The sequence below is a fragment of the Ponticaulis koreensis DSM 19734 genome, assembly GCF_000420665.1.
In the GTDB taxonomy this organism is placed as follows: domain Bacteria; phylum Pseudomonadota; class Alphaproteobacteria; order Caulobacterales; family Hyphomonadaceae; genus Ponticaulis; species Ponticaulis koreensis.
Genome location: NZ_ATVJ01000001.1, coordinates 1,539,376 through 1,564,920 on the forward strand (window position 1 = coordinate 1,539,376; position 25,545 = coordinate 1,564,920).

Below are 25,545 nucleotides of genomic sequence, written 5' to 3' on the forward strand. Positions count from 1 at the left end.
TTACAGGGAAAGGTGTAAGAATAAGGCGCGCCAAATCACCACGCCGGGGAAAATAAATGACTGACTTTCTGCTGCTGGCCGTAATTTTTCTCGCTGCGGGTCTCGTCGCGGTTCCGATCGCGACCAAGCTCGGGCTTGGCTCTGTGCTCGGTTATCTGATTGCAGGAATTGTCATTAGTCCGGTGCTCAGTCTGCTTCATGTGGATGTCGTGTCGATCCAGCATTTTGCCGAGTTTGGCGTGGTCATCATGCTCTTCCTCATCGGGTTGGAGCTGGAGCCAAAACGCCTCTGGGGGATGCGCGACCGGATTGTCGGTCTTGGCGGCGGGCAGGTGGTTATTACCGCGGCGGCAGTGTTCGCGATTGCCTGCGCTTTGGGAATGAACTGGAAGTATGCGCTCGCCATCGGCTGTATTGCGGCGCTCTCATCGACCGCGATTGTGCTTCAGACGCTGAATGAAAAAGGCCTGATGCAAAGCGATGGCGGTCAGGCGAGCTTTTCCGTGCTCTTGTTTCAAGACATCGCGGTTATTCCGATGCTGGCCCTTCTGCCGCTTCTGGCGTCACCAGAACTTGCGGCTGCGGCGCACGATGTGGGGCATGGGTCAGATGATGGTCATGGCAGTTCGCTGAGCCTCGTGGCCGGGCTTGAGCCATGGCAGGCAACGCTGGTCTCAGTCGGTGCCATCGCGGCAGTCATTCTGGGCGGAAATTATCTGACGCGGCCTATATTCCGCTTCGTGGCCGCAGCTAATCTGCGCGAGTTGTTCACAGCGTTCGCCCTGTTGCTCGTTATCGGTATCGCGCTCCTGATGACGCTTGTTGGGCTTTCACCTGCGCTTGGGACATTCCTTGCGGGCGTGGTTCTGGCGAACAGCGAATACCGCCATGAGCTGGAAGCCGATATCGACCCGTTCCGGGGGCTGCTGCTCGGCCTGTTCTTCATGACCGTCGGCGCCGGTATCAATTTTGCGCTTCTGGCAGAACAACCGCTTATGGTTGTTGGTCTGGCAGCCGGGTTTATGCTGCTGAAAGCCGTGATCCTGTTCGGGCTGAGCCTTGTCTTCAAGGTTCGTGGTGCGCAGGGTTGGCTGTTTGCATTGGGCCTCGCACAGATCGGTGAGTTCGGTTTTGTGCTGCTGTCTCTGGCGACGAGCAGTTACATCCTGCCTGATGCCATTGCAGAGCTTTTGCTCCTGTCCGTCGCGCTTTCCATGCTGGTGACTCCGCTTTTGTTCATCTTCCGCGAGCAGATTATCGCGCCGGTTTATGACCAGACACAGAAGCAAAGGTCTGCGGACGCGATTGACGAGACTAACGACATCATCATTGCAGGGCGTGGCCGTGTGGGCGGGATTGTCGACCGGCTCCTGCGCACGGCGGGCTTCTCCACAACGGTGATTGATTTCAATTCCCGCCATATCGATTTTGTCCGCAAGTTTGGCTTCAAGACCTATTTCGGGGATGCCACCCGTCCAGACCTGCTGCATGCGGCCGGTATTGAAACGGCAAAGCTGATTGTGGTGGCAATCGATGATCAGGCGCAGATCAATGAAGTTGTGCGCCATGTCATAAAGCACCATCCGAATGTGCATGTGGTGGCCCGCGCAATAGACCGGACACATGTTTATGAGCTTTGGTCGCTAGGCTGCCGCGACATTATTCGCGAAACCTATGACAGCTCGCTTCGCATGGGGCGGTCATCCTTTGAAGCGCTGGGTATCAGCCGCGAAGCCGCTCAGAAAATGACGGACGCGTTCGACGTGATAGACAAGCAGCGCTTGCGCGAACAGGCTGGCGACTATGACGTCACAAAGCCGCCCTGGGAGAATGAAGAATTCATCACGCGTGTGCGGGAATCTCTTGAAGACTGGGAAGCCGAACTTGGCACGGCCATGCAGTCCATCATGGCAGAGGATCACGAGAAAAAATCCTGATCACAAAGCTTGGCGATTGAATGAAGAAGAGACTGGCACGACCCGAGAGAAACTCGTTAGGGCTGCTTCCTTCCGGACCTGACCCGGTTGGCGAGGCACTCGTCCATGCCAGCCTCCGAGGGGCTATATCGCGAACCCGACGCCCGATTGCAAGATGCTTTCATCAGATTTGATAGTCGAGCGGCTTTGAAGAGGTCGAATTATCGTTCTCCTCGGCTTTGCTCGCGCAGGCCTTATTGATCATTTCCCAAAGCATTTTGGGTGTGATCGGCTTCTTCAGATACAATTCCACCCCAAGCCGCTTGAGGCGTATGAGTGTCTCGTCCGGAATATCGGCCGATACGACAATGGTCTGGATGTCTTTGTTTGGCGATGATGAATTGCGTAAGCGGGACAGCAATTCCGTTCCGTTCATTTCAGGCATGTTGAGGTCGAGGAGAAGAAGATCATACGCATCTTCCTTCGCCTTTTTCAGGCAATCCTGGCCGCTGTCTGCGGTCGTGATTTCCATGTTCCAGCTTTTGAACAGGGTTTCGAGATAGATCCGATTTGGCAGCCTGTCATCAACGGCCAGAACCCGCGTGGCGGCCTTGATGCTCTCTGCAGATTTCTGCATCAGTGCGTCATCTTCCGGAGGCTCACTCAGCTCGACAGGCAGCGAGACGAGGAAGGTCGTGCCTTGCGAGCTCGTGCTTTCAACTTCGATCGTGCCGTTCATCTGCGAGAGCAATAGCCGGCAGATATACAGCCCGAGACCCGTGCCGCCATGTTTGGCAAACGTGCTGGAGCTTTCCTGACGATAGGGTTCGAAAATCCGGTCAACCTGACCGCCATGAATGCCGACGCCGGTATCACTGACCCGTATTTCCATAGTGATACGGCCATTATCCAGCGGCTTTGACGACAGGCTGAGCGTGATATGCCCTGAATTGGTAAAGCGAATGGCGTTTGAGATCAGATTGTCCATGATCTGCGTCAGTCGGCCATAATCGATCATGCCCCATTCCGGCATATCGGGGGCGTTTTCTATGCGGATCTCAAGGCCTTTATCTGCGACGCTGAGCTGCCAGCGAGAAGCTGCGCGTAGCGGAACGGCGCTCAACTCTGTCGATTTCAGGCTGATCTCAATGCCGTTGCTCTCAAGCCGTGTCAGTTCCAGCATGTCATTCAGAACGCGCACAAGAGAGTCGCCCGAAGACTGCACCAGCTCCACCTGTTTGCGGATATGATCAGGCAGGTCATCACGCAGAAGCGATGTCGTAATCCCGAAGATGCCGTTCAGAGAGTTGCGCACTTCATGGCTGACCGTGCCAAAAAAGCGGGTGCGTTCCATCTCCGATGCGCGCGCACGGCTAAGGTTTTTTTCAGCTTCGTTCAGGGACTGCACGAGCGCCTGATGCAGCGTAAGCGCCATGAACAAAGCGAGCGTGAGCCCGCCCATAGACATGAGGTAAAGATCGAATATCTGAATGGCAGGCGCAGGTATCGGGGCTTCAGAGGGCTGAGTGACCGAGAAATAATAAAGGAAGCTGACGGTGGGAATGCCGATTAACCAGCCGCCAACTGCGCCCGGTCTTCCGATAAAATAGGTTCCCATAATGGGCATGAAGACGGCCAGCATGACCGCGCCGGTCTGAATGCCAGTGCCCTGATTAACCCCAAGAAATACCAGATTGATGAAGAAAGACGTCGTTAAAATCAGCCATACCCAGAAGAACTGGGACAGGCGCTGAACGGCAATGATCATGACGATCAGCATGCAAATTACGCCTGCTGATTTGATGTCATGAATGCCGATGTGTGGTTCAACCAGTTTCAGTGACAGCTGGGTCATCGTGATCAGAACGATGAAAAACGACAGGATGATTGTGATGGCGCGGCGCCGGAAAATAGCGACACCCTGAAAAGACGAGCCAAGCCCCACAAGATCGGTGATGCGATATCCAATCCGGCTTATATAACTGGAAATGGCCTTCATGTTTCGAATTGCCTGACTGAACTGAGATTACGCTACGTCACTATATGCGGCAAAACCTCCACAAACCGTGAAAATTTAGAAACTGCGCATATAGACGCAGCGCGCAGAGCCGAAACACTGTGAAAGTGTCTCCGATAGCGGTAAGACCTGCGGACGGAGATTCTTATGCTGACATCTAATGATATACCGCTTGCTTCCAATCCGCTCGATCGCGCGGCCCATCGCCGGAAGGATGATGCCTGGCTGGAGGCGGCGTTTCGCGATCCGAACGTCCTGATCTTTATCATGCAGCACGGCATGCCGCTCGTGGAGGGGCAGGTTGGCCCACCACGCCCCGTTGGTGCGCAGATTGACCGTTCGCCTCGCAGGCTCCTCTGGATGGGACATGAAGCGTCGCAATTTGCACAAGGTGCGAAGCGTATTTTCCTTGGCGAAGATAAGCATGGATCGCCCATCTTTGCGCTATTTGTCGATGAGCGCTTCACGCTCGAAGGAACCTTGCTGGAAGGCGCAGGAGGTTTTGAAGATATGCGCGCCGCGGCGGCGGGCTTATCTGCGCTGGAGGCCAATCTTGTCTCCACCGCGAGGTCTATCTCCGAATGGCACCGCACTCACGGGTTCTGTGCCAAGTGCGGCAGCCCGACAGAGATTTCCGAAGCCGGGTGGAAGCGTGAATGTCCGGCGTGTGAGACAGAGCATTTCCCGCGTACCGACCCTGTTGCGATCATGCTGCCCATTCTGGGCGATGAATGCCTGATGGGGCGTTCCACTGGCTGGCCTGACGGGTTCTGGTCCTGCCTGGCGGGTTTTGTTGAGCCGGGCGAGACAATAGAGCAGGCCGCCTGCCGTGAGGTGTTCGAAGAAGCGGGGGTGAAATGTGATCCGACAAAAGCTGAGTATCTGTTCTGTCAGCCATGGCCGTTTCCGTCCTCACTCATGATGGGCATTCACATGCCAGCTGAGTCACGCGACATCACTATCGATCCGAGCGAGATCGAAGATGCGCGCTGGTTCTCGAAAGATGAAGTGAAGGCGATGCTCGCAGGGGAGCATCCTGATGCCTACTGTCCGCCGGAATTTGCCATTGCCCATTTTGTCATCCGGACATGGGCGGAAAGCTGAAATGAAAAACCCCTGCCCGTTGGGGCAGGGGCTCATCAATTGTTATTCGCAGTCTGACTTATGAGCCGGAATTGAAGCGATATACTGCAGCGATGCTGAATGTGTCGAGGCCGCCACCAACTGTAGAATCGTCAGCTTCGAAACGCGTATAGTCCGCGCGAACGCCAATATTGTCGTTGAAGAAATATTGGCCACCAACGCCCAGCGCAAATCCGTCAACGTCAACATCTACCGGGCTGAAGCCTGGGACATTGCCCTGGAATGTGGCTGAGCCGTAGCCGAGACGTCCGAAAACATCGAAATTCTCATTTACCGGGTATCGGCCGACAACGAATGCGCCGTACTGGTTCTTGAGGTCCAGTTCAACGCCCAGAACTGTTTCTTCAGTTACACCAACGCTTGCTTCGACTTCAACGCCGAAATACTCGTTGAAGAAGCCGCCAGCGCGAGCTGTTGCTGCGCCGAGAGTAGCTCCATCGCCGTCGAGCGCAGAATAACCGAGGTTTACATACAGGTTATTGTTCGCTTCCTGAGCCATAGCAGCAGGTGTCAGCATTGCGGTAGCTGCTACCAATGCAATTGCAAGTTTGTTCATAGTTTCCTCCAACAATGTATTTATGCGCGGTGATTTAGGCGGGCATTTGAAGAAACTGCAACATAGAAAAAGCATATGAAAAACAATTTTGTGAACGCGTTTGTAAAAATACAACACCGGAGCATGTGTACAGCTATTGGTTCTGCATTTGGGACTTGCGTATAGTCGAGAGTTATCTCTTTGAACTTTCAAATAAACCTTTAGTGGCAGTATGTGCTGGTAAAGAAAACCGCCTCCTGGTGTCGGGAGGCCTTTAGTTCATCTAACAGTCTGACCATATGTGATTTTATGAACGAGTGTTGAAGCGGCGCAATTTCTAGGTTGGAAAAAGAATCACCCGGGCAACTGGGGGACCGGGGGGCTGGTTATGTTGCCCGGGTGATAAAGAGCGCCCTTAGAGTATAGGGGGGACGCGGACGCTCTGTTCGGGGTCGGAAGGGCTGGCAGGTCGCGTTAGTTCAGCACGTTCGGCCAATTGTCATCGGCTTGTGTGATGAAGTTTTCGCGGTCGGCATTCCAGTCGGACTGAATGTCTTCGTTGAAGTTCAGATAGAGTTTGCCGTCGACAATGGCCCAATAACGGGCATCACCCTTCGCGCGCTGCCCCTGAGCGACCGCCCATGCGCAATATCCGCCATATTGAGGGGCATAGGCTTCAGGTTCGGCAAGAAATGTGTCGAGGTTTTGCTGGCTGACAAAGCGGAATTCAGCGCCCTGATATTCAGTCGTGAATGCGCGGCTGCCTTCAACCGGACGGCCCTCTGTAAAATAGGCGACGACGTCATGACCCTGCACGGCTGTATTGGAAAACAGACCGGTATAGATCGGGGCAGCGTCTGCAAATGCTGCGGGCGTCAGAATGGCCGGTGTGGCGATGCTGGCGGCGAGTAAAGATATAAGTGCAATAGGTTTCATCTGGGGATTCCTGTTCTGGGGAACCCTGAAGATAAAAAATCATCGGCAAAATTGCGAAACACAAGCTGCTCCAGTGTATTCACATCGGAGCGACCAGCGCGTTATTGCCGTGTTTATGGCATGATATAGTCTTTGCGATCGCCTTGCGGATACACGCCCAGAACACGGACCTGGGTCGAGAAAAATCCAAGTTCTTCAAGCGCCAACTGGACAGGTCGTTCATCCGGATGGCCTTCAAATTCGGCAAAGAACTGGGCTGCTGTGAACGAGCCACCGGTGAGATAACTCTCCAGCTTGGTGACGTTGACCATGTTGGTCGCAAAGCCGCCAAGCGCCTTATAAAGCGCTGCGGGCACGTTACGCACCGTGAAGAGGAGCGCGGTTTTACATGGCGCTGAAACCTCGGTGAGGTCGTTTGGCTCGCGGCTCATGATCACAAAGCGCGTTGTATTGTGCTCTTCGTCTTCAATGTCCTTGGCGATGATGTTCAGGCCATACACCTCTGCAGCGAGGGCCGGCGCAATGGCCGCCATCGCGCGGTCACCTTCTTCGGCAACCTGACGCGCCGCGCCCGCAGTGTCGGCCGCCGTCACAGCTTCAATGCCATGTTCGCGCATGAAGATGCGGCACTGACCAAGCCCCATAACGTGGGATTTAGCGCGCTTGATCTCACTCAATTCCACGCCTGGCAGAGCCATGAGTTGGAAGCGGATTGGCAGAAAGTGTTCTGCAATCATATGCAGCTGCGAGTCTGGAATGAGGTGATGGATGTCGGCAACGCGACCGGCAATCGTGTTCTCAACCGGTATCATGGCCAGATCGGCTTCGCCGCTTTCAACCGTTGTAAACACGTCCTCAAAGGTCCGGCATGGGATAGCTTCCATATCCGGATACGCCTGACGACAGGCAATTTCCGAATTCGCACCGCGTTCGCCCTGAAATGCAATTTTTCCGGCCATGATCGAACCTTTCATATTCCGTGAGGAGGCAAACCACGCCCGGCGAAATTCGGCAAGAGGGCAATTTAGCTGTGCAACGGCCCGAAAAAACGTGCGGCTCTTCGCCGCGAAAGTCAGATTCCATGCATGTTTATTTAAAGAGAATATTGAACGTTAAGCGCCACCGTGCCAGAAGCACCCCAAGATTCAGGATCAACCGGGATTCGTGAGAAATGTTTTTGAATAAAGTTGCTGGCGCTCTGCTGGCCGTTCTGCTCGTACTTCTGGCTTTGCCAACGCTGTCTGACATCATCTTTGGAAAAGGTGGTCATCACGGCGGTCACCACGAAGAAGAAGCTCACTCTTTGAATGAGCGCTTTGCGGCAAGCTATGCATACTACCTTCCTGTTGAAGAAGGCGCTGGTGGTGCAGAAGTTGAAGAAGAAGTGTTCGACCTTGGCGCTATGCTCGCAATGGCTAGCGTTGAAGACGGCGCGTCTTCTTTCCGGTCTAAATGTTCTAGCTGCCACAATGCAGAAGACCCAGGCGTGAACGGCGCTGGTCCGGCTCTGCACGACGTTGTTGGTCGCGCATTTGCAGCAGCTGACGGTTTCGGCGGTTATTCTGGCACGCTGTCTTCCATGGAAGGCGAGTGGGACTATGAAGCGCTTGACGCATTCCTCCTTAACCCACGTGGTTACGTAAACGGTACAGCGATGTCTTTCGCTGGTCTGCGCCGTGACCCTGAGCGTATGAACGTTATCGCTTACCTCGCGTCTCAGAGCCCGAACGCTCCACCATTCCCGGCGCCCCTGCCTGCTGAAGAAGAAATGGCTGCTGAGGTTGAAGTCGACGTCGAAGCTCCACAGGGTGAAGCGCTTGAAGAAGCTGCTGAAGACCTGACTGAAGCTGGCAATGACGCTGCAGCCGCTGTGGCAGAAGAAGCTGCTGGTATCGTCGAGCAGGTTGAAGACGCTGCTGACGAAGCTGTTGAAGATGCGACTGAAGCGGCTGACGAAGCTGTGAATGGCCGCCGTGGCCCAACAAACCACTAAGCAGCTCTGCTGATACAGAATTTGAAAAGGCGGCTCGCATGAGCCGCCTTTTTTTAATGCCTCAGAGAAAGCTCTCTATCGTTTGAGGGCAGGCAGGGCGGTCCTGATCAACGGCCCAGTTCAGTATGCGCTCGAACAAGTTGGCGAACCCACAAACTTCATTCGCATCAATCGAGCCCGGAAAGATGCGCACTTCAAATGTGTGCTTGGCTTCAAAGCCCGCAGCGATGTTCAGAAAATTGAAGTCGCAATATTTGGTCGGCTTGCAGGCCAGAAGCATCTGGCGTGCTTCGTCCCAGCCTGCCTTTAAAAAGGCCTCATCGCTCGCCAGCTCGATCAGGTTCGTCGCGATCGGTCCAAGGCGCACACAATTGGGGTTTGTACCAACATGCGCGCGCAAAGCTTTTCCGTGTTTCGCCAGACAATAGATCAGGCGCGAAAGAATTCGTGCATCGCATAGGCGTTCAGCATCGAAGTGGACATGTACGGCGGCTTCCTTGGGGATAACAAAACCCAGCGCTTTCGCGGTGCCGAGAAGCTCTCCAAGTATTTCAGCGCGATTGTCTTCAAGCGGAGCGGTGATTATTTCACACGGGCGTTCCCGTTCACCTGGCAGGCCCGTCGCCAGCGCAATCGGGCGCTTCTTCTCGTCACTCGCTTTGAAGATCCCTCTTTCGCTTTCAAGAGGCGTACCGAAAAGGCTGGAAACAGGCTTCAGCACGTCTCCAATTGAGGCAACCGGATCGCAGACTTTGGAGACCAGTGATAACAGCCTGCCATCATCGCTGACGATACGCATCCAGCCATTCAAAGGTGGCGCGCTTCGGTTAAGATCGGCATTGATCGTCAGGTCATCGACGCATAGCGCGATCCGGTGTCCGTTCTGATCTACGGCGTCGAAGCCAAGGATAAGGTTTTCAAACACTTGCACACCGGGAGCCAGGCTCGGCTCTGACTGAGGGTAGAACATCCGCTGTACAGCGCCGCCATGCTTTGCCGCGAGTGTGTGGGCCAGATCCGCGCGAGTCTTGCCTCGCGGTGCCAGCAGCTCGATTTCAAACCCTGTTTTCCAGATTTTTCCCGTCATATCGGCCCCATCTCTTACTGACAAAATGGGTAGCCTTTTTCAGCCATTCATGAATAGTCTTCATCAAGGGAAAATTGCGGGACCATCAGGGGATTATCGAAATGACGAATTATAACGCTGTATTTGCAGCGACTTTCGCAGCAGGCGCGGGCGCTATGGGCATGGCGCAGACCGCAGACGCACAGCATGCCGGTCACAATAACGGCATGAGCGATTTCGACGTGTATGCGAGCAGTGGATACGGCTTTTGTGATGCCAAAAAGATTGCGTCCGTCTGGGGGCAGAGCATCTGGGAAGGCAAGATGACGCTCGCGAACAAGGTTCGCGCGGGTCTGACGGATCTGGCGGATGCAGACATCGCCTCAGCAGATGGTGTGCGTTGTGACTGGTCAGAAGCAGAGCTCACTTATGCTGACGCGACACAGCTTGCCAGCTATTGGGGCAATAGCGTCGAGGAAGCCAAATCCAAGGTTGCCGATCTCATGTCAGGCATGGGTCATAAGCGTTTTGTCGAGACATTTGCAGACGCGATGGCGGACCAGACTGAAGGCGATGAATATGACGTTGGCGGGAACTTCGAAACCTACGCTGCCAGTGGATATGGCTATTGCGATGCGAAAAAGATCGCGTCTGTCTGGGGCCAGAGCGTCTGGGACGGCAAGCTGACGCTCGCCAATAAAGTGAGCGCTGGTCTTACCGATCTTGCTGATGCCGACATTGCGTCCGCAAGCAATGTGCGTTGCGACTGGAGCGAAGCAGAACTGACCTATGCCGATGCAGAACGACTCGCATCCTATTGGGGCCAGACTGTCGAAGGCGCCAAATCTAAAGTCGGTGATCTGATGTCCGGCATGGGGCATAAGCGTTTCGTAGAAACCTTCGCCTCTGTTCTCGATAGCAATGCGCTTTCGGACAATGAAATCACCGGTGATTTTGAAGTCTACGCAGCCAGCGATTACGGCTTCTGTGATGCGAAGAAGATCGCTTTTGTGTGGGGCGCGAGCATCTGGGAAGGTAAAATGATCCTGTCGAACAAGATCAGCGCTGGCATAACCGATCTTGCAGATGCTGACATTCAGTCAGCCACCAATGTGCGCTGCGACTGGTCAGAAGCGGAACTGACTTATGATGACGCGGTCCAGTTGGCAGCCTTCTGGGGGCAGACGGTAGAGGGCGCGAAGGCAAAGGTCGGTGATCTGATGTCAGATCTGGGCCACAAGCGCTTTGTTGAAGCGCTGGGTTCCGTTCTACAATAGTCTGAGCGGCCAGCGCGTTTTGAAGGGCTCCTGAGAAGGGGCCCTTTTTTACTGCGCGTTTGACGCTTAGGCTGAGGAGATGAGCGACTTTATTCTGGATGCGATCAATGAAGCGGAGCTAACGCTGGACTGCGTAGAGGCAGGCGAAGACGTCTATGCCTGCACGCTTGCCAGTCCCCGGGGCCGTATGAAACGGCGCATGACGATGAAGGCTGGCCATGGCGCGCCTTCAATTGGCGAGTTTCTCTTTTATTTTGCGGTGATTGCCCAGCTTGCCGATGAGGCCGAAGACATTACCGACTGGGCTGAAATCCACGGAAAGGATCTCTCAGCCCCGAATGTCGTGAACGAATTTACGCAATTAGTGACCGACCAGCGCGATCTGGAGATCGTCATGGGCACGCACGCATATGACGGCATGATGGCCGGACTGGGGATCAGTCAGGCCATCGGGAATGCCATGCCGCGCTAGCGACCGGCTTAGACGTTGAAACGGAAGTGCAGAACGTCACCGTCTTTGACGATGTATTCCTTGCCCTCGGCGCGCATTTTACCGGCTTCTTTTGCGCCAGCTTCGCCCTTGTTCGCGACATAGTCTTCATAGGCGATGGTTTCTGCGCGGATGAAGCCTTTTTCAAAGTCGCCATGAATAACGCCAGCGGCCTGAGGGGCTGTCGAGCCCTCTGGAATGGTCCAGGCGCGCGCCTCTTTCGGGCCAACTGTGAAATAGGTTTGCAGGCCGAGCAGGTCATAGCCCGCGCGGATGACGCGGTTGAGGCCAGGCTCTTCAAGGCCGAGCGTTTCGAGGAATTCTGCCTGATCTTCATCGTCCAGCATGGCGATTTCAGATTCGATCTTCGCAGAAATCACGACGACAGGCGAACCTTCAGCGGCCGCGTGCTTCTCAACGACAGCGGAGAACTCGTTGCCGGATTCAGCAGAGTCTTCATCCACGTTACAAATGTAGAAAACAGGCTTGGCGGTCAGAAGCTGCATCATGCGCCATGCCTTGCGGCTGTCCTTTGGAACATCTGCGTGGCGGGCAGGCTTGCCAGCGTTCAGTTGCTCCAGCGCAAGGTCGATAAGTTCCAGCGTTTCCTTGGCGTCTTTATCGCCGCCGCTTTTCGCTTTCTTCTCAAGAGCAGGGCGGCGCTTCTCAAGGCTTTCAAGGTCAGCCAGCATCAGCTCTGTCTCGACGACTTCATAGTCTGCGAGAGGGTCGATTTTGCCGGATACGTGCGTAATATCTTCGTCTTCAAAACAACGCAGAACGTAAGCAACGGCGTCGGTCTCACGAATGTTTGCGAGGAACTGGTTGCCAAGGCCCTCGCCTTGCGATGCACCTTTAACGAGGCCTGCAATGTCCACGAAGTTCATGCGTGTCGGGATGATCTCTTTCGAGCCTGCAATTTCCGCCAGCACTTTAAGGCGTGGCTCTGGCATTGCAACGTCACCGACATTCGGCTCGATCGTGCAGAAAGGATAGTTCTCTGCCTGTGCCGCAGCTGTTTTGGTCAGCGCGTTGAACAGGGTGGATTTGCCAACGTTAGGAAGGCCGACGATCCCGCATTTAAAGCCCATGAGCAGATATCCTTTTAATCAAGGCGCTCACATAGCAAAATCTGGTCGTCTGACCAGCCCTCACAGCACTATGGGCGCTAAAAAGCTGGCGCATAAAAGAAGAGCGCGACCCTGGTCACGCTCTTTGTCTTACCTTGTGGGGGAAGATTACGCTGCGGTCTGGCCGCGAATAGCTGTCGGATAAAGAAGATATTCTTCCTTGGAAAAGCGTGCTTGCAACAGACCAAGTAGCTGGCCAAGGTCGCTTGAACCCGTTTCGCCTGTACCGTCTTCAATATGCGTCTTGAAGAAGTCAGCGAGCGTCGGCGCCAGCATCTGCATGTCGCCATGAAAGCGTTTTGCAATGTCGCGCGTTGCCGGATTGGCGCGAAGTTCTGCGTAAATTTGCTCTTCTTCATGGTGCAGGTGTGCACGGAACAATTCTTTGGCTTCAAGAAGCTTCTGACGTCCGCTTTCTGTGCCCAACCCGATACGACGGGCTTCTTTAAGGGCGTCCAGAATAGCAACATGCTCCTGTTTGAGGAGGTCTATTTTATTTTCCATGCCGTCACTCCGTATGGGGGGTTACATGTATATACTGCGTACAGGTGACGGGGAGATTAACACTGGTAAATGAAATTACCGGAAAACTTAGGACAATACTTGCCTTCTCGCCGCATTGCGCGGTTTCCGAGGCCGCGTCATAAGGCCATTTGTTAATTGCAGGATTTTCCCAGATGACCAAAGCCGTCACCCGCAGCTATTTCGCGACACAGATTCATGAGTGCCCGATTGTCGATCCGGCTAAGGATGCCGAGTTTATCGATGACCTGATTGATGGCGTCGTCATGCTGGCTGAAGGCGATGAGGCCGGCCAGCAATGGTGTGAAGAGCAGGGCTATCTCGGCTACACATCCTATGCGTCGCTGAATGATCTGCCACAGCGGATTTCGGCATTCGGAAAGCTTGAAAAGCGCCTTGTGAAAGCGGCCAACGCCTACGCCAAAGAGCTGGGCTTCGAGCTCGGCTCTCACAAGCTCAGCATGAATAGTTTCTGGGTGAATGTGCTTGATCCGGGCGCGGGCCATTCCGGGCATATCCACCCGAACTCGGTCCTGTCAGGCACGTTTTATCTGGACCTGCCAGAAGGCGCCAGCGCGATCCGGTTTGAAGACCCGCGCCTGCCTTTCATGATGAATTCACCGCCGCAGAAAGCTGATATCGCGGCCGATCTGAAGCGTTTCATCTATTTCCAGCCACAGGTCGGGCAGGCGCTCTTCTGGGAGAGCTGGCTACGTCATGAAGTGCTGGTGAATATGGCCGATGAGCCACGCCTGTCGATAAGCTTTAATCTGAGCTGATAGCTACGAGGTCTCTTCCGATTTCATGTTCCAGATCGGTGAGCCCAGAACCATCCAGATGACGATAATGGCCATGCCGAGGGCGGGTACGAATGCAATCTTGTGCGGGCCGAAGTTATCAACCGCAAAGCCCATGATAAACGCGCCAATTGGCGCACCCGCCATAAAGCCGAGCTGATAGATAGACAGCACACGAGCAAGCTGGTCTTTCGGCGCCGCGGCCTGAACGATTGAGCGGCTCATCGCGATAGAGACGCCGCCCGCCAGACCCCAGATAAAGACAATGGCGAGGAAGATCTCGTGATAGTCTTTAATGCCTTCCCACAACATTACCAGAATGACCATTGAGCCGAGGAATTGTGAGGTGAGGAGCAGGCGTCCCGGGCGTTTCAAATTGCCCACGGTCGACAGAATGGCTGATGACACAAACGCGCCAAACCAAAAGGTCACATACATATCGCGAATGCCATCCGGGCCGAGGCCGAACACTTCGCGGTTGATCATTGGCAGAACAACAAGAAACGAGCCGATTACGAAAATGCCGACGCCAAACATGGAAAGCGTCATCGCCAGAAGCTGCTTATTACTCGTTACTGTGCGGAAGCCGTCCGACATATCGCCAAAGGCCGCGCCCAGACCGCTGCGGCCTGTCGTGACCTGACGTCCGCGTGCGAGCCAGAGCGCCGCGAACGCGCCGCAGGCAACGATGAAGCCCTGAAAATAGAGAAGATGTTCTGAAGAAACGGGGCCAATTGTGAAACCACCAAGGAAAGGCGGCATTTTGGTCGCCTTATCGGCATACCCGCCGAGGACAATACCCATCACCTGAGCTGCAAACTGGGCGAGGGTCGCAAAGGCAACGCCGCGCTGGAGGGTGACGTTAGAGCCGGTGCGCGCGCGCCGGTCGACCACTTCATTCAGAATGGAATCGCGGGCGGGCATCATGAAGGCACCAAGCGTGCCCATCGAAATGCCATAACCGACCATAAGCGAGTATGCGAGCCAGCTTTCATGCACGGCCAGTGCCAGCATAATGGCCGGAAAGGCCGCAAGCCCGTGTAAGAGCATAAGCATGCGCTTGCCATCTGCGCGCTCTGCCACCACGCCGCCAATCAGAAGGAAGACGACGGACGGCGCAGCCAGCGCCATATTGGCAATGCCAAGCTCTGTGCCATCAAGGCCGAGCTTGATGGTGATGAGGTAAGGAAACAGCACCATTTGCAGGCCAAAGGCCATGAACCAGGTGGATTGCACGATGAGATAAGCTGGCAGCTCGCGCGATACGTGACGCTTGATCCGCGGACGTGATCTGAACGCTGCTCCCGCAGCCAATGCAGAATCAACGCCGGCTATCGGAGAGCGGGCGCCCTCCATCACTTCGCGATCCAGCTTGTCGAACTCTTCACTCATCTGAGCGCCTGTCTGTTATTCCGGCGGACATCGTTGCCACGTATCGTCCGGAATGTCAGTAGTCTAGCCATGTGGCAATCTTGACCTTGCGACAGACTGGTCATCACAATGCGTGCAGGGAACAGACAGGACAGGACCTGAAACATGCGTGCAATTCGCAACAGCCTAAGCTGGTTACTTGCCCTTTTCCTGATCGCTGTTTTTCTTCACTGGACAGTGCATCCATGGCCGGAACCGGTCGTCGGGCAGGTGATTTTTTATGACCTGCCGGGCGAGAGTATCGTCTTTTCGTCACTGGCTGAAGGCACGGGCATTGCCCTGTTCGAGCCGACAGGGCGGGTAATTATGGGCGTTCTGGAGCTGCTTGCTGCGTTTCTGCTGTTTATCCCGCCGTTTCGCAAAACAGGGGCGCGGTTTGCAAGCCTTCTGTTTCTGGTGCTGGCGGGCATTCATCTCTCGCCATGGGTCGGGATGGATCTGAACATCCCAGCCACAGGTGAGAGCGATGCAGGGGCGGCTTTCTACCTGACCGTCGCCGCGCTTACCGCTTCACTTCTGCTGTTATACATTCACCCTGAAAAACGATAAATTTGGGGGACGTGGTTTTTCGCTTTTACGGCGAATAAAAACTCGGGATCAGGCCATTATGGCGGTGTATTTATGTAGTCTGGTGAGACCCCGTTAAGTCTTTTGCGGCATAATTCTCGATTAGTACTTTTGGGAACTCACATGGCTACTGATCCAGCACTTCTTCTTTCAGAGGCCGCTGCCGAAACGCCGCGCCGCGCAAGAAATACACTTCTTCGTCGTCTGATTGATGTCGTGGCCATGCCCAGTTCCCGCATTCCGCCGCAAGACAGGTCCATGGCAGGCGATGTTCTGCTCGAAATGCTGTTCGATGCGGAAGAGGAAGAACGTATTTTCTGCGCACGCCGTCTGGTGCCGACACAGGAAGCGCCGCGCCGCGTCCTGCGCTATCTCGGTATGTGTTCGATTGAGGTGGCTCGCGAGCTGCTTGAACAGAATGAATCTCTGGACGATTCAGATCTGAATTTCATTCTGAAACGTTCGACACCGTTGCATGCGGAAGCGATTGCTCGACGCAAGACGTTGCCACCGTCAGTTTGCGATACATTGGTTGATATTGGTCACGTGCCGGCCATTGAGACCATGCTTAAATCGCGCCGCTCTTTCATTTCGGAAACATCCATGGATGATCTGATGGAGTTGTCGCGCGCAAACGAGCATCTGTGCTCAATGCTTATCGACCGCGATGAGATGACGCCGAACCACGCCATGACAATGTTCTGGTGGTCAAATGAGGACGACCGTCGGAAAATCCTGATGAAGTTTTCGGCTGATCGGGCTGAGCTTATTGATGTTTGTGGTGATATTTTCGGACTCGCGGCCTCCGAAGGCTGGTCTGATCCGGTTACGCGTAAAACACTTCAACTGATCGAACGTCGCCAGCGCAACCGTGCTGCCATCGAGCGTAGCCCGTATGACTCGTTGGAAGAGGCGATTGAAGCGGCTGAAAAGCAGGGGCTGACACGCGATTCAGCGCAGGAAATTGGCCACCTGGCTGGTATCAAGCCGGTAACAGCTGCGAAAATTCTGACGGATCCGGGCGGCGAGGCGATCGCCGTTCTGTGTAAGGCAACAGGCCTGAAGCGTCATTACCTGATGCGCCTCTGGGTGGCGATGAAACGACCGGCCGAAATTGGTCCGGGCGTGCTTCATCCGCATTATGAGCGGATCAAGGAAATCTACGAAATGATGAGCGTTGCTAAGGCACAAACGACGCTTCGCTATTGGAACTGGTCGCTCTCCTCATCCTTCAATCTGAAGCCGGTGAATATGGATGATGAAGACGCGAACAGGTCACATCAGTTTTCATCGTCTATGCGAACAGCCCGTCTCGTATTTGGCGGTGTCAGCAAGGATTAGGGCTGAGGGCCCATCATTGCTGTGCATGCGGATTGCAGTTCAGAAAAATTCGCAAGAAATTCTCACTCCACGCTGGTCAAGTCCGATCTGCTAGACTAGGTCTAGCCCCAATTATATGAATTGGGCATGAGGTCTGGACACGTGCTTTACGTGATGGGTTTGGCAACTGCTTTAACGCTGTTGTGGTTGGGAATGTCGGGCATATACGAGCCTGTGGTTCTCTCGCTGGGTGTGATTTCGATAGCAATCACGGTCATTCTGGCAACACGACTTGGGCTGAAAGACCGTGAAACGTCTCCGTATCACCGGATCATTCCGTTTCTTCTGTATACGCCTTATCTGATCAAAGAGATCCTGAAGGCGAACCTGACGGTTATTAAGGCCGTTCTGAAGCCGGATATGGATATCCAGCCGACTATGGTGAAAGTGAAAACGACCTGCCGGTCTGACCTCGCCAAAGTGATTTTTGCAAACTCCATCACATTGACACCGGGCACGGTCACGCTGCGCGTTGATGATGACTCCATGCTGGTGCATGGCCTGTATGAGGCGGATGCCCAGCCTGAAGCGTTTGAGGAAATGGATCGCCGTTCTTCACTTGCCGGTGATGGTCGCCCGTCCAAAGAAAAGGGGACAAGCAAATGACCCTTCTGTCTGTAGCGGCAGTCGGCATTTTTGTGTCGATTGCGTTATTGCTTATCCGGTTGTTCGTAGGGCCATCGCTGTACGACCGCGTACTGGCTGTGAACTCCGTCGGTACGAAAATCGTTGTTCTGCTGGCGCTTGTCGGCTTCATGATGGGGCGTCCGGACTTTCTGGACATCGCGCTTCTCTATGCGCTGATCAACTTCGTTACGACGATCGCTATCCTGAAATTCTTCCGCTATCGCTCCTTCCAGATTTCGCTCATCAAGCCGGAAGTCGAGCCGAAAGGGGAGGCTGAATAATGGAGTTCTTTAACGACGTTATCGGCGTGATCACAGCGCCGGGCTGGCGCCATTTTGTGGGCGCGCTTCTGTGTGCGATTGGCGGTGTATCTACCGTTATCGCTGCGGCCGGCGTTCTACGCTTTCCTGACTTTTATACCCGCCTTCACGCGGCCAGTGTGACCGATACGCTCGGCGCGCTGACGCTTATTCTGGGTATGGCGTTTCTGGCGCCGGGGCTTCTGATTGTTTTCAAACTCATTCTGATCGGTCTCTTCCTCGTGCTGACTGGCCCGACAAGCGCACACGCGATTGCCAACGCGGCCTATACAGCCGGGCTTGAGCCAATCATCGGTAAAATCGGCCTGCAAAAGGCTAAAGAGGAGGACGAGGCATGAGCGATGTAGCTAATACTGCGGCTCAGGTCGCGGGGCCGGACCTCTCGGTTATTCTTATTGATATCAGCGTTCTGACAATGATGGCGATCACCGCGATCGCGATTGCGCGTCTGCGCAGCCTGTTCGCGCTGGTCATGCTGTCTGGTGTGTACTCACTTCTGTCTGCGACATGGTTTGTGATTGCCGATGCCGTCGACGTTGCCTTTACCGAGGCTGCGGTTGGCGCGGGCATTTCATCAGCGCTCATTCTCGGCGCCATGCTGCTGACCGTGCGGGTGGCCAAGGAAGACAAGCCGCTGAAGCGCATCGCGCCTATGCTGGTTGTCGTGATTACTGGTGCAATCCTGTTCTATGCGACGATTGACCTTCCAGGCTTTGGTGATCCGGATTCTCCGGCCAACTCCTATCTCGCGCAGGAATTCCTGCAGCGTAACTATGGAGATATCGGCATTCCGAACGTCGTAACCTCTGTTCTCGCCAGCTATCGTGGCTTCGATACATTCGGCGAGGTTGGCGTTGTCTTCATTGCAGGTGTGGCGGTTGCGCTGCTGCTCGGTTTTGGCGAGCGCTCCCTGTCTGCATCCCTGAAAAAGAAAAAGGGAGGCGAGAAGTGAAAACCGACCACCACGTAATCCTGCGGGTGACGGCTAAGTTCCTCATCCCGATTATCACGCTCTACGCCTTCTATGTTCAGTTCCACGGTGACTATTCGCCGGGCGGCGGCTTCCAGGCGGGTGTGATCTTTGCCGTTGGTATTATTCTTTATGCGCTGATCTTCGGTGTGGTTGAGGCGCTGCGTCTCGTGCCAGCAACATTCGCACGCACACTCGCGCTCTTCGGCTTCCTGCTTTACGGATCCGTCGGCGTCTGGGCGATGCTGAATGGCGGCCTGTTCCTCGATTATGACTTCGTGATTCCGGAAGGCCCGGATGGTCACTGGGGCCAGCATATCGGCATTATCGTGATTGAACTTGGCGTTCTCTTCGCGGTCGCAGGCAGCATGCTTACAATCTTCTATGCGTTCGCTGGTCGTGCGCCTGAAATTGATGATGAGGACTGGTAGAACATGGCCGAATTCATCTTTGAACGATACAATTACTGGGCAATCATCATCCTGATGATGGTTGGTCTGTATGTGACCTTCCAGGCTGGAAACATGATCAAGCGCCTGATTGGCCTGTCCGTGTTCCAGACATCCGTTTTCCTGTTTTACATCACGCTGGGTAAGATCAATGGCGGTTCTGCGCCGATCCTGTTCGGCCGTGATTACCCGAAAGATTATGGCGATGATCACGGCGGTGGTCATGGCGCTGATGCGGCTCATGGTGCAGGCTATGGAGCAGCCTCAGGTGTGGACGAACTTGGACGCCCGTTTATCGACGGCATTATTGATCCGAACCATATCGGCGGCCAGCCTTTGCAGGAAGTGTACTCAAATCCGCTTCCTCACGTTCTGATCCTGACCGCGATTGTTGTGGGTGTTGCGACGCTGGCTGTTGGCCTCGCGATCGTTGTCCGCATCCGCGAATCTTACGGCACGATTGAAATGGACGAAGTTCGTGAAGCGGACATCCAACATGCTGAAACTGAATCTTCTGCGGAGACTGCCTAAGCCATGCTTATAGATGTTCTTTCTCTGCTGCCTGAAAGCTGGGTCCGACATTTGCCGGTGCTGGTCGTGCTGGGGCCTATGCTCCTGTCACCGATCTGCGCAGCGATGCCGAAATGGCGTATTGCCTGGGCGCTCGCTCTGTTTGGCATCATTACGTCTTCAGTCTTCGCGTTCGCGCTTCTGCAGGATGTAATGGCGCATGGCCGTGTCTCGTATGCGCTGGGTGGCTGGGCGCCGCCTCTGGGTATTGAGTTTGCGGCAGACATGCTGAATGCGCCGGTTCTGGTTCTGGTTTCTGTGATCGGTGTTCTGGCGACAATCTTCGCGATGCCGACCATTGTTCAGGATATTAACGAGGAAAAGCGTTCGCTCTTCCTGTCTGCGTATCTTCTCTGCTTTGCGGGCCTTATGGGCGTTGCAATCACAGGCGATGCGTTCAACCTGTTCGTCTTCCTCGAGATTTCTTCCATCTCGACTTATGTTCTGGTGGCAATCGGTGGGTCTCGTGACCGCCGCGCCTTCACAGCGGCGTACAACTATCTGATCATGGGCTCGCTCGGCGCGACCTTCTACGTGATCGGTATTGGGTTCCTCTATGCTGCGACCGGTACGCTGAACATGGCGGACATGGCGTCCCGTATTCCGGAAGTTGCCGACAGCAAGACAATCCATGCAGGCTTTGCCTTCATCGTGGCCGGTCTTGCGCTGAAAGCGGCGATGTTCCCGCTGCACCAATGGCTGCCAAACGCTTACACTTACTCTCCGAGCTTCGTGACGGTGTTCCTGTCAGCGACGGCAACCAAGGTCGCGTTCTACGCACTTGTGCGTCTGCTCTTCTCTGTCTTCTCGCCAGAGCTTGAGTTCCAGCAGGTCGTCTTCACCTGGGTGCTTGCGCCTATGGCGGCTGTCGCGGCGATTGCGTGTTCCTTCCAGGCAGTGTTCCAGACGAATATCAAGCGCATGCTGGCATATTCTTCTGTTGCTCAGGTCGGCTATATGCTGATGGGCTTGTCGCTCGCCAGCGCTGCAGGCCTTTCGGCCAGCATGTTCCACATGATCAACCACGCACTCATGAAGGGCGCGCTCTTCATGGCGGTTGCGGGTGTGGTCATGAGCCTTGGCTCTTCGCAGTTGAAGGACTTTGCAGGCGTTGCCCGTAAAGCACCGTGGACAGCGACTGCGCTCGGCATTTCCGCGCTCAGCCTTGTCGGTGTTCCGCTGACGGCAGGTTTCCTCTCCAAGGTTGCTCTGTTCCAGGCGGCCCTGATGCAGGACTGGTGGTGGGCGGTTGTCGTTCTGGCGATCAGCTCCGTTCTCGCGGTTCTTTATGTCGGTCGCATGCTTGAGACGGTCTTCTTCAAAACACCTGGTCCAGCACAGCTGCAGGTGAAGGAAGCTCCGCTTATGCTGCTTATTCCGCTCTGGGTGCTTGCGCTCGGAAGTATCTATTTCGGCCTTGATGCGTCCTTTATTACGTCACTGACGGATGGCGCGGCCAATGTTGCATTCTCCGGAGGTCAGCCATGAGCAATGAGCTTCTGATTTCCCTTATCCTGCTTATTCCGCTGCTGGTTGCCGGCGCGGTTCTGGCGCTTAACAGCATTCCGGATGTTCGCGAAGCCGCGACTTTGGTTGGTGCGGGCGCGCTCTTCATCCTGTGTACGGTTCTCGCGATCCGGACAGGTTCGGGGCAGGAAATCGCTCTGGAATCGCCGGACATTGCGCTCGGCCTGACCTTTGCGTTCAAGCTGGAACCGCTGGGAGCCATGTTCGCCATGATTGCGAGTGGCCTCTGGATCCTGAACTCGCTCTATTCCATCGGCTATATGCGTGGAAGCCGCGAACGTAACCAGACGCGCTTCTATGTCTGCTTCGGTCTCGCACTCTTTGGCGCGATGGGCGTTGCGATGGCGGGTAACCTCTTCACACTGTTTGTGTTCTATGAGGTCCTGACGCTTTCGACCTATCCGCTCGTTGCCCATAAAGGCGATGAGAATGCCCGCCGCGGCGCGCGTATCTATCTTCTGACACTTCTCGGAACGTCCATCGGCTTCCTGCTCATGGCGGTTGTCTGGACGTTTGCGATTGCCGGTAACCTCGACTTTGTCGAAGGCGGCCTGCTCGCTGGTAAGGTTGGTCCGGCGCTTGGTAGCGTTCTGCTTCTGCTCTTCGCATTCGGTGTTGGTAAAGCCGCGCTCATGCCATTCCACTTCTGGCTTCCAAACGCGATGGTCGCGCCGACGCCTGTGTCTGCGCTGCTCCACGCGGTGGCTGTTGTGAAGGCGGGTGTGTTCACCATCCTCAAAGTCTCGGTCTATATCTTCGGCCTTGATCTTCTCTCCGCTCTTCCGGGCACAGAGATTGTCATGTGGGTTGGCTGTTTCACGATTGTCGTCGCATCGCTCATCGCGCTGACGAAAGACAATCTGAAGGCACGACTGGCTTATTCCACCGTCTCACAGCTCTCCTATGTGACCGTCGGTGCGATGCTGGCGAACACAGCCGGTGCGTCAGGTGCTGCGCTCCAGATTGCAATGCACGCTATGGCAAAGATCACGCTCTTCATGTGTGCGGGTGCGATTTACGTCGCCACCGGCAAAACAGAGATCAGCCAGATGCGCGGTCTTGGCCGTCGTATGCCGATTGTCTTTACCTGCTTCCTGATCGCATCGCTCTCCATCATTGGCGTTCCGCCGCTTGGTGGTAGCTGGGCGAAGTATGAGCTGATGCAGGGCGCAGTCGATGCCGACCATATCTATGTGGTTTACGTGCTGATTGCCTCAACGCTTCTGAATGTTGCCTATCTTCTGCCGATTGCTCTGCTTGGCCTTATGCCGCCAAACGCAGACACGCTGGAAGTTGCCGGCTTCAAACGTCCGGGCGGTGCGCCATTCCTGACGGTTCTGCCGCTGGCGATTACCGCAACCGGCTGTTTCGTTCTCTTCTTCGGAGTTGATGTGATCTCCGACTTCATTTCACCAGTGTTTGGAGCGCGCCCATGAGCGAGATAACGCCTGAAGAACACACGCAGGACACGCGTCCTGCAAAGCATTCGGGGGAGCGCTATTTCGGATGGACGAGCCATCCGAAAGCGGGTCTCTACACATTCATTTTCGTGGGTGTTCTGGCCGCAGGGCTGGCGCTGGCAGACTTCTTTGTCCACCGCCATGAATACATCCACCTGGCCGAGTTCAAAATGTTCTACGCGCTGTTCGGCTTTGCAGCCTTTGGCGGCGTGGTTCTGAGCGGCTGGCCGCTGCGCAAGCTGCTGGGACGTCCGGAAAACTATTACGAGCCGGAAGAGGAGACCGACAATGGGTGATACATTGATGTCTCTGCTGTCTCATACAAATCCGGGGTTCATCGTAATCCTGGCTGGTATGCTGGCTTACGTTATCCGCGGTGAGATCCCGCGTGCTGTTGTTACCATTGGTGGTCCGCTTCTCGGCCTTGCTGCTCTTGTGCTTCACAGCGCGCTGAGCGAGCCGCTGGCGACGCTGAACATGATGGATATGACCTTCGTCCTGTATCAGGTCGAACGGGTCTCTATCGTCTTTGGTCTGGCTTTCCTGATCGCGGCGACGGTGAACTCCATCTTTGCGCTCCATAATAAGGATCCTTTGCAGGATTCTATGGCGCTGATTTACGCCGGTGCTGCGATTGCCGCTACGTTTGCTGGCGACCTGATCACCGTGTTTGTGTTCTGGGAGCTCACGGCCGTTTCGTCCGTCTTCCTGATCCTCAAATCCGGTACGCCTGAAGCCTATAAGGCGAGCATGCGCTATCTGGGTATTCAGATCCTGTCAGGTGTTCTTCTGCTCATGGGCGCGACCTTCATCATGGGTGAGTTCGGCACGCTCGAATTCGATGCATTTATCTCTGAAGGTGAAGGCCTCAGCCTGCAGGATGATCCGGGTGCGATCTTCCTCTTTGTTGCGCTGGGTATCAAAGCGGCATTCCCGCTTCTGCATAACTGGTTGCAGGACAGCTATTCCAAAGCGACCCATACGGGCTCTGTGGTCTTGTCTGCCTTCACGACCAAGCTTGCAGTTTATGCGCTCTGGCGTTTCTTCCCGGGCGAAGACTCACTGATCTGGATCGGTGCGATCATGACCGTCTTCCCGGTCTTCTTTGCCGTGATCGAGAATGATCTGCGTAAGGTTCTGGCTTACTCATTGAACAACCAGGTCGGTTTCATGGTCTGTGCGATCGGTATTGGTACGCCGCTCGCGCTGAACGGCGCAGCTGCGCACGCCTTCGCGCACATCATCTATAAGGGCCTTCTCTTCATGAGCATGGGCGCTGTGATGTATCGCGTGGGCACGACCAAGGCGACCGAGCTTGGCGGGCTTTACCGCACAATGCCGTTTACAGCGATCTTCTGTATCATTGGTGCGGCGTCGATCTCTGCCTTCCCGCTCTTCTCAGGCTTTGTTGCAAAGTCTCTGACCATGAGCGCCGTTGGCTATGAGCATATGACGATCATCTGGATGATGCTGCTGTTCGCGTCTGCGGGCGTTCTGGAGCACTCCGGCATCAAGATCCCGTTCTTTGCCTTCTTCGCGCACGATAGTGGCAAGCGACCGAAAGAGGCGCCGTTCAACATGCTGCTCGCTATGGGCATCGCATCCTTCTTCTGTATCTGGATCGGCTTCCCGTTCCTTGGCGGTACAGAGTTCCTTTACGGCCTGCTGCCGTATCGGGATGAGGCGATGGTGTATCTGGAGCAAAGCCTCTGGACCACGGACCACGTTCTCACACAGATGCAGCTGCTAGTGTTCGCGGCGCTTGCCTTCATCGTACTGAACCGTGTGAAGCTTTACCCGCCAGAGAAGCGCGGCGTCGTACTCGATTTCGATTGGGTTTATCGCCGTCCGCTCTATCACGCGCTCGTCTGGACAGGTGCGGTATGGAGCAAAGCTGGTCCGGCAATGACAGGCGCTGCGCTGCGTCTCTCCCGCCGCGTTTACAACCGTATCGAAGCGACCTTCAGCCCGCAGGGTGAGCTGAGCCGCGGCCCGCTATCTGCTGGCATGGCGATCTGGACAAGTATTGTCCTTGCCATTGTCATGGTTCTGGCGCTCATCGTCGGTCCGCACTGATCGCTGAATAATCGTTGTATTTTGCGAAAGGCCGCCTTTGGGCGGCCTTTTTGCTGCAATGCCAGATAAACCTCCGGCTAAAGCGGGTCTTACGCCCATTGTGCGCGCGCGACCATGTTGTAAATGCTGAGAAATGCAGGAGCCGCCTGCGTTTTGCCGCGTGTTGCATAGCAAAAATAGGTCATGCCAAATGGATAGCGGTTATATCGTTTTGGAATATCAAGTTGTGAAAAACGATATATATTGCATACTATAAGTATTCATTCACCTTCCGCGGTTGTGCGGTGCAATGAAGCGCTAAATGTTCCTTGAATAGAGGCCTTATGTATAATAATTGGGCCTATCG

At 54.9% G+C, this 25,545-nt stretch carries 26 protein-coding genes and 1 other RNA gene; 18 read left to right on the forward strand and 9 right to left on the reverse strand.

What is annotated here, in order from left to right; all coding sequences use genetic code 11:
• Positions 1 to 56 precede the first annotated feature (56 nt).
• Positions 57 to 1,937, forward strand: coding sequence for a monovalent cation:proton antiporter-2 (CPA2) family protein (locus tag G523_RS0107925; protein ID WP_022694511.1), 1,881 nt, complete (start codon positions 57 to 59; stop codon positions 1,935 to 1,937).
• Between the two features lie 23 nt (positions 1,938 to 1,960).
• Here the strand turns inward: G523_RS0107925 and ffs are convergent.
• An RNA gene (ffs, locus tag G523_RS20660) (signal recognition particle sRNA small type) lies at positions 1,961 to 2,055 on the reverse strand.
• Between the two features lie 45 nt (positions 2,056 to 2,100).
• A complete protein-coding gene (locus G523_RS0107930) occupies positions 2,101 to 3,915 on the reverse strand; it encodes a hybrid sensor histidine kinase/response regulator (RefSeq protein WP_022694512.1) in 1,815 nt (604 codons plus the stop codon).
• Between the two features lie 165 nt (positions 3,916 to 4,080).
• On the opposite strand from G523_RS0107930, the gene nudC reads away from it, so the two are divergent.
• Positions 4,081 to 5,037, forward strand: coding sequence for an NAD(+) diphosphatase (gene nudC, locus G523_RS0107935; protein ID WP_022694513.1), 957 nt, complete (start codon positions 4,081 to 4,083; stop codon positions 5,035 to 5,037).
• Between the two features lie 58 nt (positions 5,038 to 5,095).
• Here nudC and G523_RS0107940 read toward each other — a convergent pair whose 3' ends face one another.
• The 3 genes from G523_RS0107940 to G523_RS0107950 all read right to left on the reverse strand — a co-directional run bounded on the left by G523_RS0107940 (position 5,096) and on the right by G523_RS0107950 (position 7,506).
• A complete protein-coding gene (locus G523_RS0107940; protein ID WP_022694514.1) occupies positions 5,096 to 5,632 on the reverse strand; it encodes a porin family protein in 537 nt (178 codons plus the stop codon).
• Positions 5,633 to 6,085: 453 nt separating this feature from the next.
• On the reverse strand, positions 6,086 to 6,547 hold the full coding sequence (locus tag G523_RS0107945) for a YHS domain-containing (seleno)protein (protein WP_022694515.1): 462 nt from the start codon (positions 6,545 to 6,547) through the stop codon (positions 6,086 to 6,088).
• A 113-nt stretch (positions 6,548 to 6,660) separates the two neighbouring features.
• Complete coding sequence (locus G523_RS0107950; protein WP_027441557.1) at positions 6,661 to 7,506, reverse strand: prephenate dehydratase; 846 nt, start codon at positions 7,504 to 7,506, stop codon at positions 6,661 to 6,663.
• Positions 7,507 to 7,718: 212 nt separating this feature from the next.
• Here G523_RS0107950 and G523_RS18565 point away from each other — a divergent pair, with 212 nt between their 5' ends.
• Positions 7,719 to 8,540 (forward strand): c-type cytochrome, encoded by an 822-nt coding sequence (locus G523_RS18565; protein WP_022694517.1) that lies wholly within the window; start codon positions 7,719 to 7,721, stop codon positions 8,538 to 8,540.
• A gap of 61 nt (positions 8,541 to 8,601) precedes the next feature.
• Here the strand turns inward: G523_RS18565 and G523_RS0107960 are convergent, their stop codons facing one another.
• On the reverse strand, positions 8,602 to 9,627 hold the full coding sequence (locus G523_RS0107960; protein WP_022694518.1) for an amidoligase family protein: 1,026 nt from the start codon (positions 9,625 to 9,627) through the stop codon (positions 8,602 to 8,604).
• Positions 9,628 to 9,728: 101 nt separating this feature from the next.
• Here G523_RS0107960 and G523_RS0107965 point away from each other — a divergent pair, with 101 nt between their 5' ends.
• On the forward strand, positions 9,729 to 10,883 hold the full coding sequence (locus G523_RS0107965; protein WP_022694519.1) for a hypothetical protein: 1,155 nt from the start codon (positions 9,729 to 9,731) through the stop codon (positions 10,881 to 10,883).
• Positions 10,884 to 10,962: 79 nt separating this feature from the next.
• A complete protein-coding gene (locus G523_RS0107970; protein ID WP_022694520.1) occupies positions 10,963 to 11,355 on the forward strand; it encodes a hypothetical protein in 393 nt (130 codons plus the stop codon).
• An 8-nt stretch (positions 11,356 to 11,363) separates the two neighbouring features.
• On the opposite strand, the gene ychF is transcribed toward G523_RS0107970, so the two are convergent.
• Positions 11,364 to 12,464: a redox-regulated ATPase YchF gene (gene ychF / locus G523_RS0107975; protein ID WP_022694521.1), complete on the reverse strand. Its 1,101-nt coding sequence runs from the start codon at positions 12,462 to 12,464 to the stop codon at positions 11,364 to 11,366.
• Between the two features lie 147 nt (positions 12,465 to 12,611).
• A complete protein-coding gene (locus G523_RS0107980) occupies positions 12,612 to 13,007 on the reverse strand; it encodes a hemerythrin domain-containing protein (protein WP_022694522.1) in 396 nt (131 codons plus the stop codon).
• Positions 13,008 to 13,180: 173 nt separating this feature from the next.
• On the opposite strand from G523_RS0107980, the gene G523_RS0107985 reads away from it, so the two are divergent.
• The gene (locus G523_RS0107985; protein ID WP_022694523.1) at positions 13,181 to 13,804 is read left to right on the forward strand and encodes a TIGR02466 family protein; all 624 of its coding nucleotides are present in this window, start codon (positions 13,181 to 13,183) and stop codon (positions 13,802 to 13,804) included.
• A 3-nt stretch (positions 13,805 to 13,807) separates the two neighbouring features.
• Here the strand turns inward: G523_RS0107985 and G523_RS0107990 are convergent, their stop codons facing one another.
• Positions 13,808 to 15,214: an MFS transporter gene (locus tag G523_RS0107990; protein WP_022694524.1), complete on the reverse strand. Its 1,407-nt coding sequence runs from the start codon at positions 15,212 to 15,214 to the stop codon at positions 13,808 to 13,810.
• A 144-nt stretch (positions 15,215 to 15,358) separates the two neighbouring features.
• On the opposite strand from G523_RS0107990, the gene G523_RS0107995 reads away from it, so the two are divergent.
• The 12 genes from G523_RS0107995 to G523_RS0108050 all read left to right on the forward strand — a co-directional run bounded on the left by G523_RS0107995 (position 15,359) and on the right by G523_RS0108050 (position 25,199).
• Positions 15,359 to 15,802, forward strand: a complete 444-nt coding sequence (locus tag G523_RS0107995) for a hypothetical protein (RefSeq protein WP_022694525.1) — start codon at positions 15,359 to 15,361, stop codon at positions 15,800 to 15,802.
• Between the two features lie 141 nt (positions 15,803 to 15,943).
• Complete coding sequence (locus G523_RS0108000) at positions 15,944 to 17,161, forward strand: DUF2336 domain-containing protein (protein ID WP_022694526.1); 1,218 nt, start codon at positions 15,944 to 15,946, stop codon at positions 17,159 to 17,161.
• 153 nt (positions 17,162 to 17,314) lie between these two features.
• Positions 17,315 to 17,806, forward strand: a complete 492-nt coding sequence (locus tag G523_RS0108005) for a Na+/H+ antiporter subunit E (RefSeq protein ID WP_267879329.1) — start codon at positions 17,315 to 17,317, stop codon at positions 17,804 to 17,806.
• Positions 17,803 to 18,108, forward strand: a complete 306-nt coding sequence (locus G523_RS0108010) for a monovalent cation/H+ antiporter complex subunit F (protein WP_022694528.1) — start codon at positions 17,803 to 17,805, stop codon at positions 18,106 to 18,108. The genes G523_RS0108005 and G523_RS0108010 overlap by 4 nt, the downstream gene beginning before the upstream one ends.
• Entirely contained in the window at positions 18,108 to 18,485 is a 378-nt protein-coding gene (gene mnhG, locus G523_RS18570; RefSeq protein ID WP_022694529.1) for a monovalent cation/H(+) antiporter subunit G, read from the forward strand. The genes G523_RS0108010 and mnhG overlap by 1 nt, the downstream gene beginning before the upstream one ends.
• The gene (locus G523_RS0108020) at positions 18,482 to 19,099 is read left to right on the forward strand and encodes a DUF4040 domain-containing protein (RefSeq protein ID WP_033232364.1); all 618 of its coding nucleotides are present in this window, start codon (positions 18,482 to 18,484) and stop codon (positions 19,097 to 19,099) included. Before mnhG ends, G523_RS0108020 begins: the two co-directional genes overlap by 4 nt.
• A complete protein-coding gene (locus G523_RS0108025; protein WP_027441561.1) occupies positions 19,096 to 19,548 on the forward strand; it encodes a Na(+)/H(+) antiporter subunit B in 453 nt (150 codons plus the stop codon). The genes G523_RS0108020 and G523_RS0108025 overlap by 4 nt, the downstream gene beginning before the upstream one ends.
• A gap of 3 nt (positions 19,549 to 19,551) precedes the next feature.
• Positions 19,552 to 20,097, forward strand: a complete 546-nt coding sequence (locus G523_RS0108030) for a sodium:proton antiporter (protein WP_022694530.1) — start codon at positions 19,552 to 19,554, stop codon at positions 20,095 to 20,097.
• A 3-nt stretch (positions 20,098 to 20,100) separates the two neighbouring features.
• A complete protein-coding gene (locus tag G523_RS18575) occupies positions 20,101 to 21,624 on the forward strand; it encodes a monovalent cation/H+ antiporter subunit D family protein (RefSeq protein WP_022694531.1) in 1,524 nt (507 codons plus the stop codon).
• Positions 21,621 to 23,099 (forward strand): proton-conducting transporter transmembrane domain-containing protein, encoded by a 1,479-nt coding sequence (locus G523_RS0108040; RefSeq protein ID WP_022694532.1) that lies wholly within the window; start codon positions 21,621 to 21,623, stop codon positions 23,097 to 23,099. The genes G523_RS18575 and G523_RS0108040 overlap by 4 nt, the downstream gene beginning before the upstream one ends.
• The gene (locus G523_RS20230) at positions 23,096 to 23,419 is read left to right on the forward strand and encodes a hypothetical protein (protein ID WP_022694533.1); all 324 of its coding nucleotides are present in this window, start codon (positions 23,096 to 23,098) and stop codon (positions 23,417 to 23,419) included. Before G523_RS0108040 ends, G523_RS20230 begins: the two co-directional genes overlap by 4 nt.
• On the forward strand, positions 23,412 to 25,199 hold the full coding sequence (locus G523_RS0108050) for a Na(+)/H(+) antiporter subunit D (protein WP_022694534.1): 1,788 nt from the start codon (positions 23,412 to 23,414) through the stop codon (positions 25,197 to 25,199). Before G523_RS20230 ends, G523_RS0108050 begins: the two co-directional genes overlap by 8 nt.
• The last annotated feature ends 346 nt before the right edge of the window (positions 25,200 to 25,545 follow it).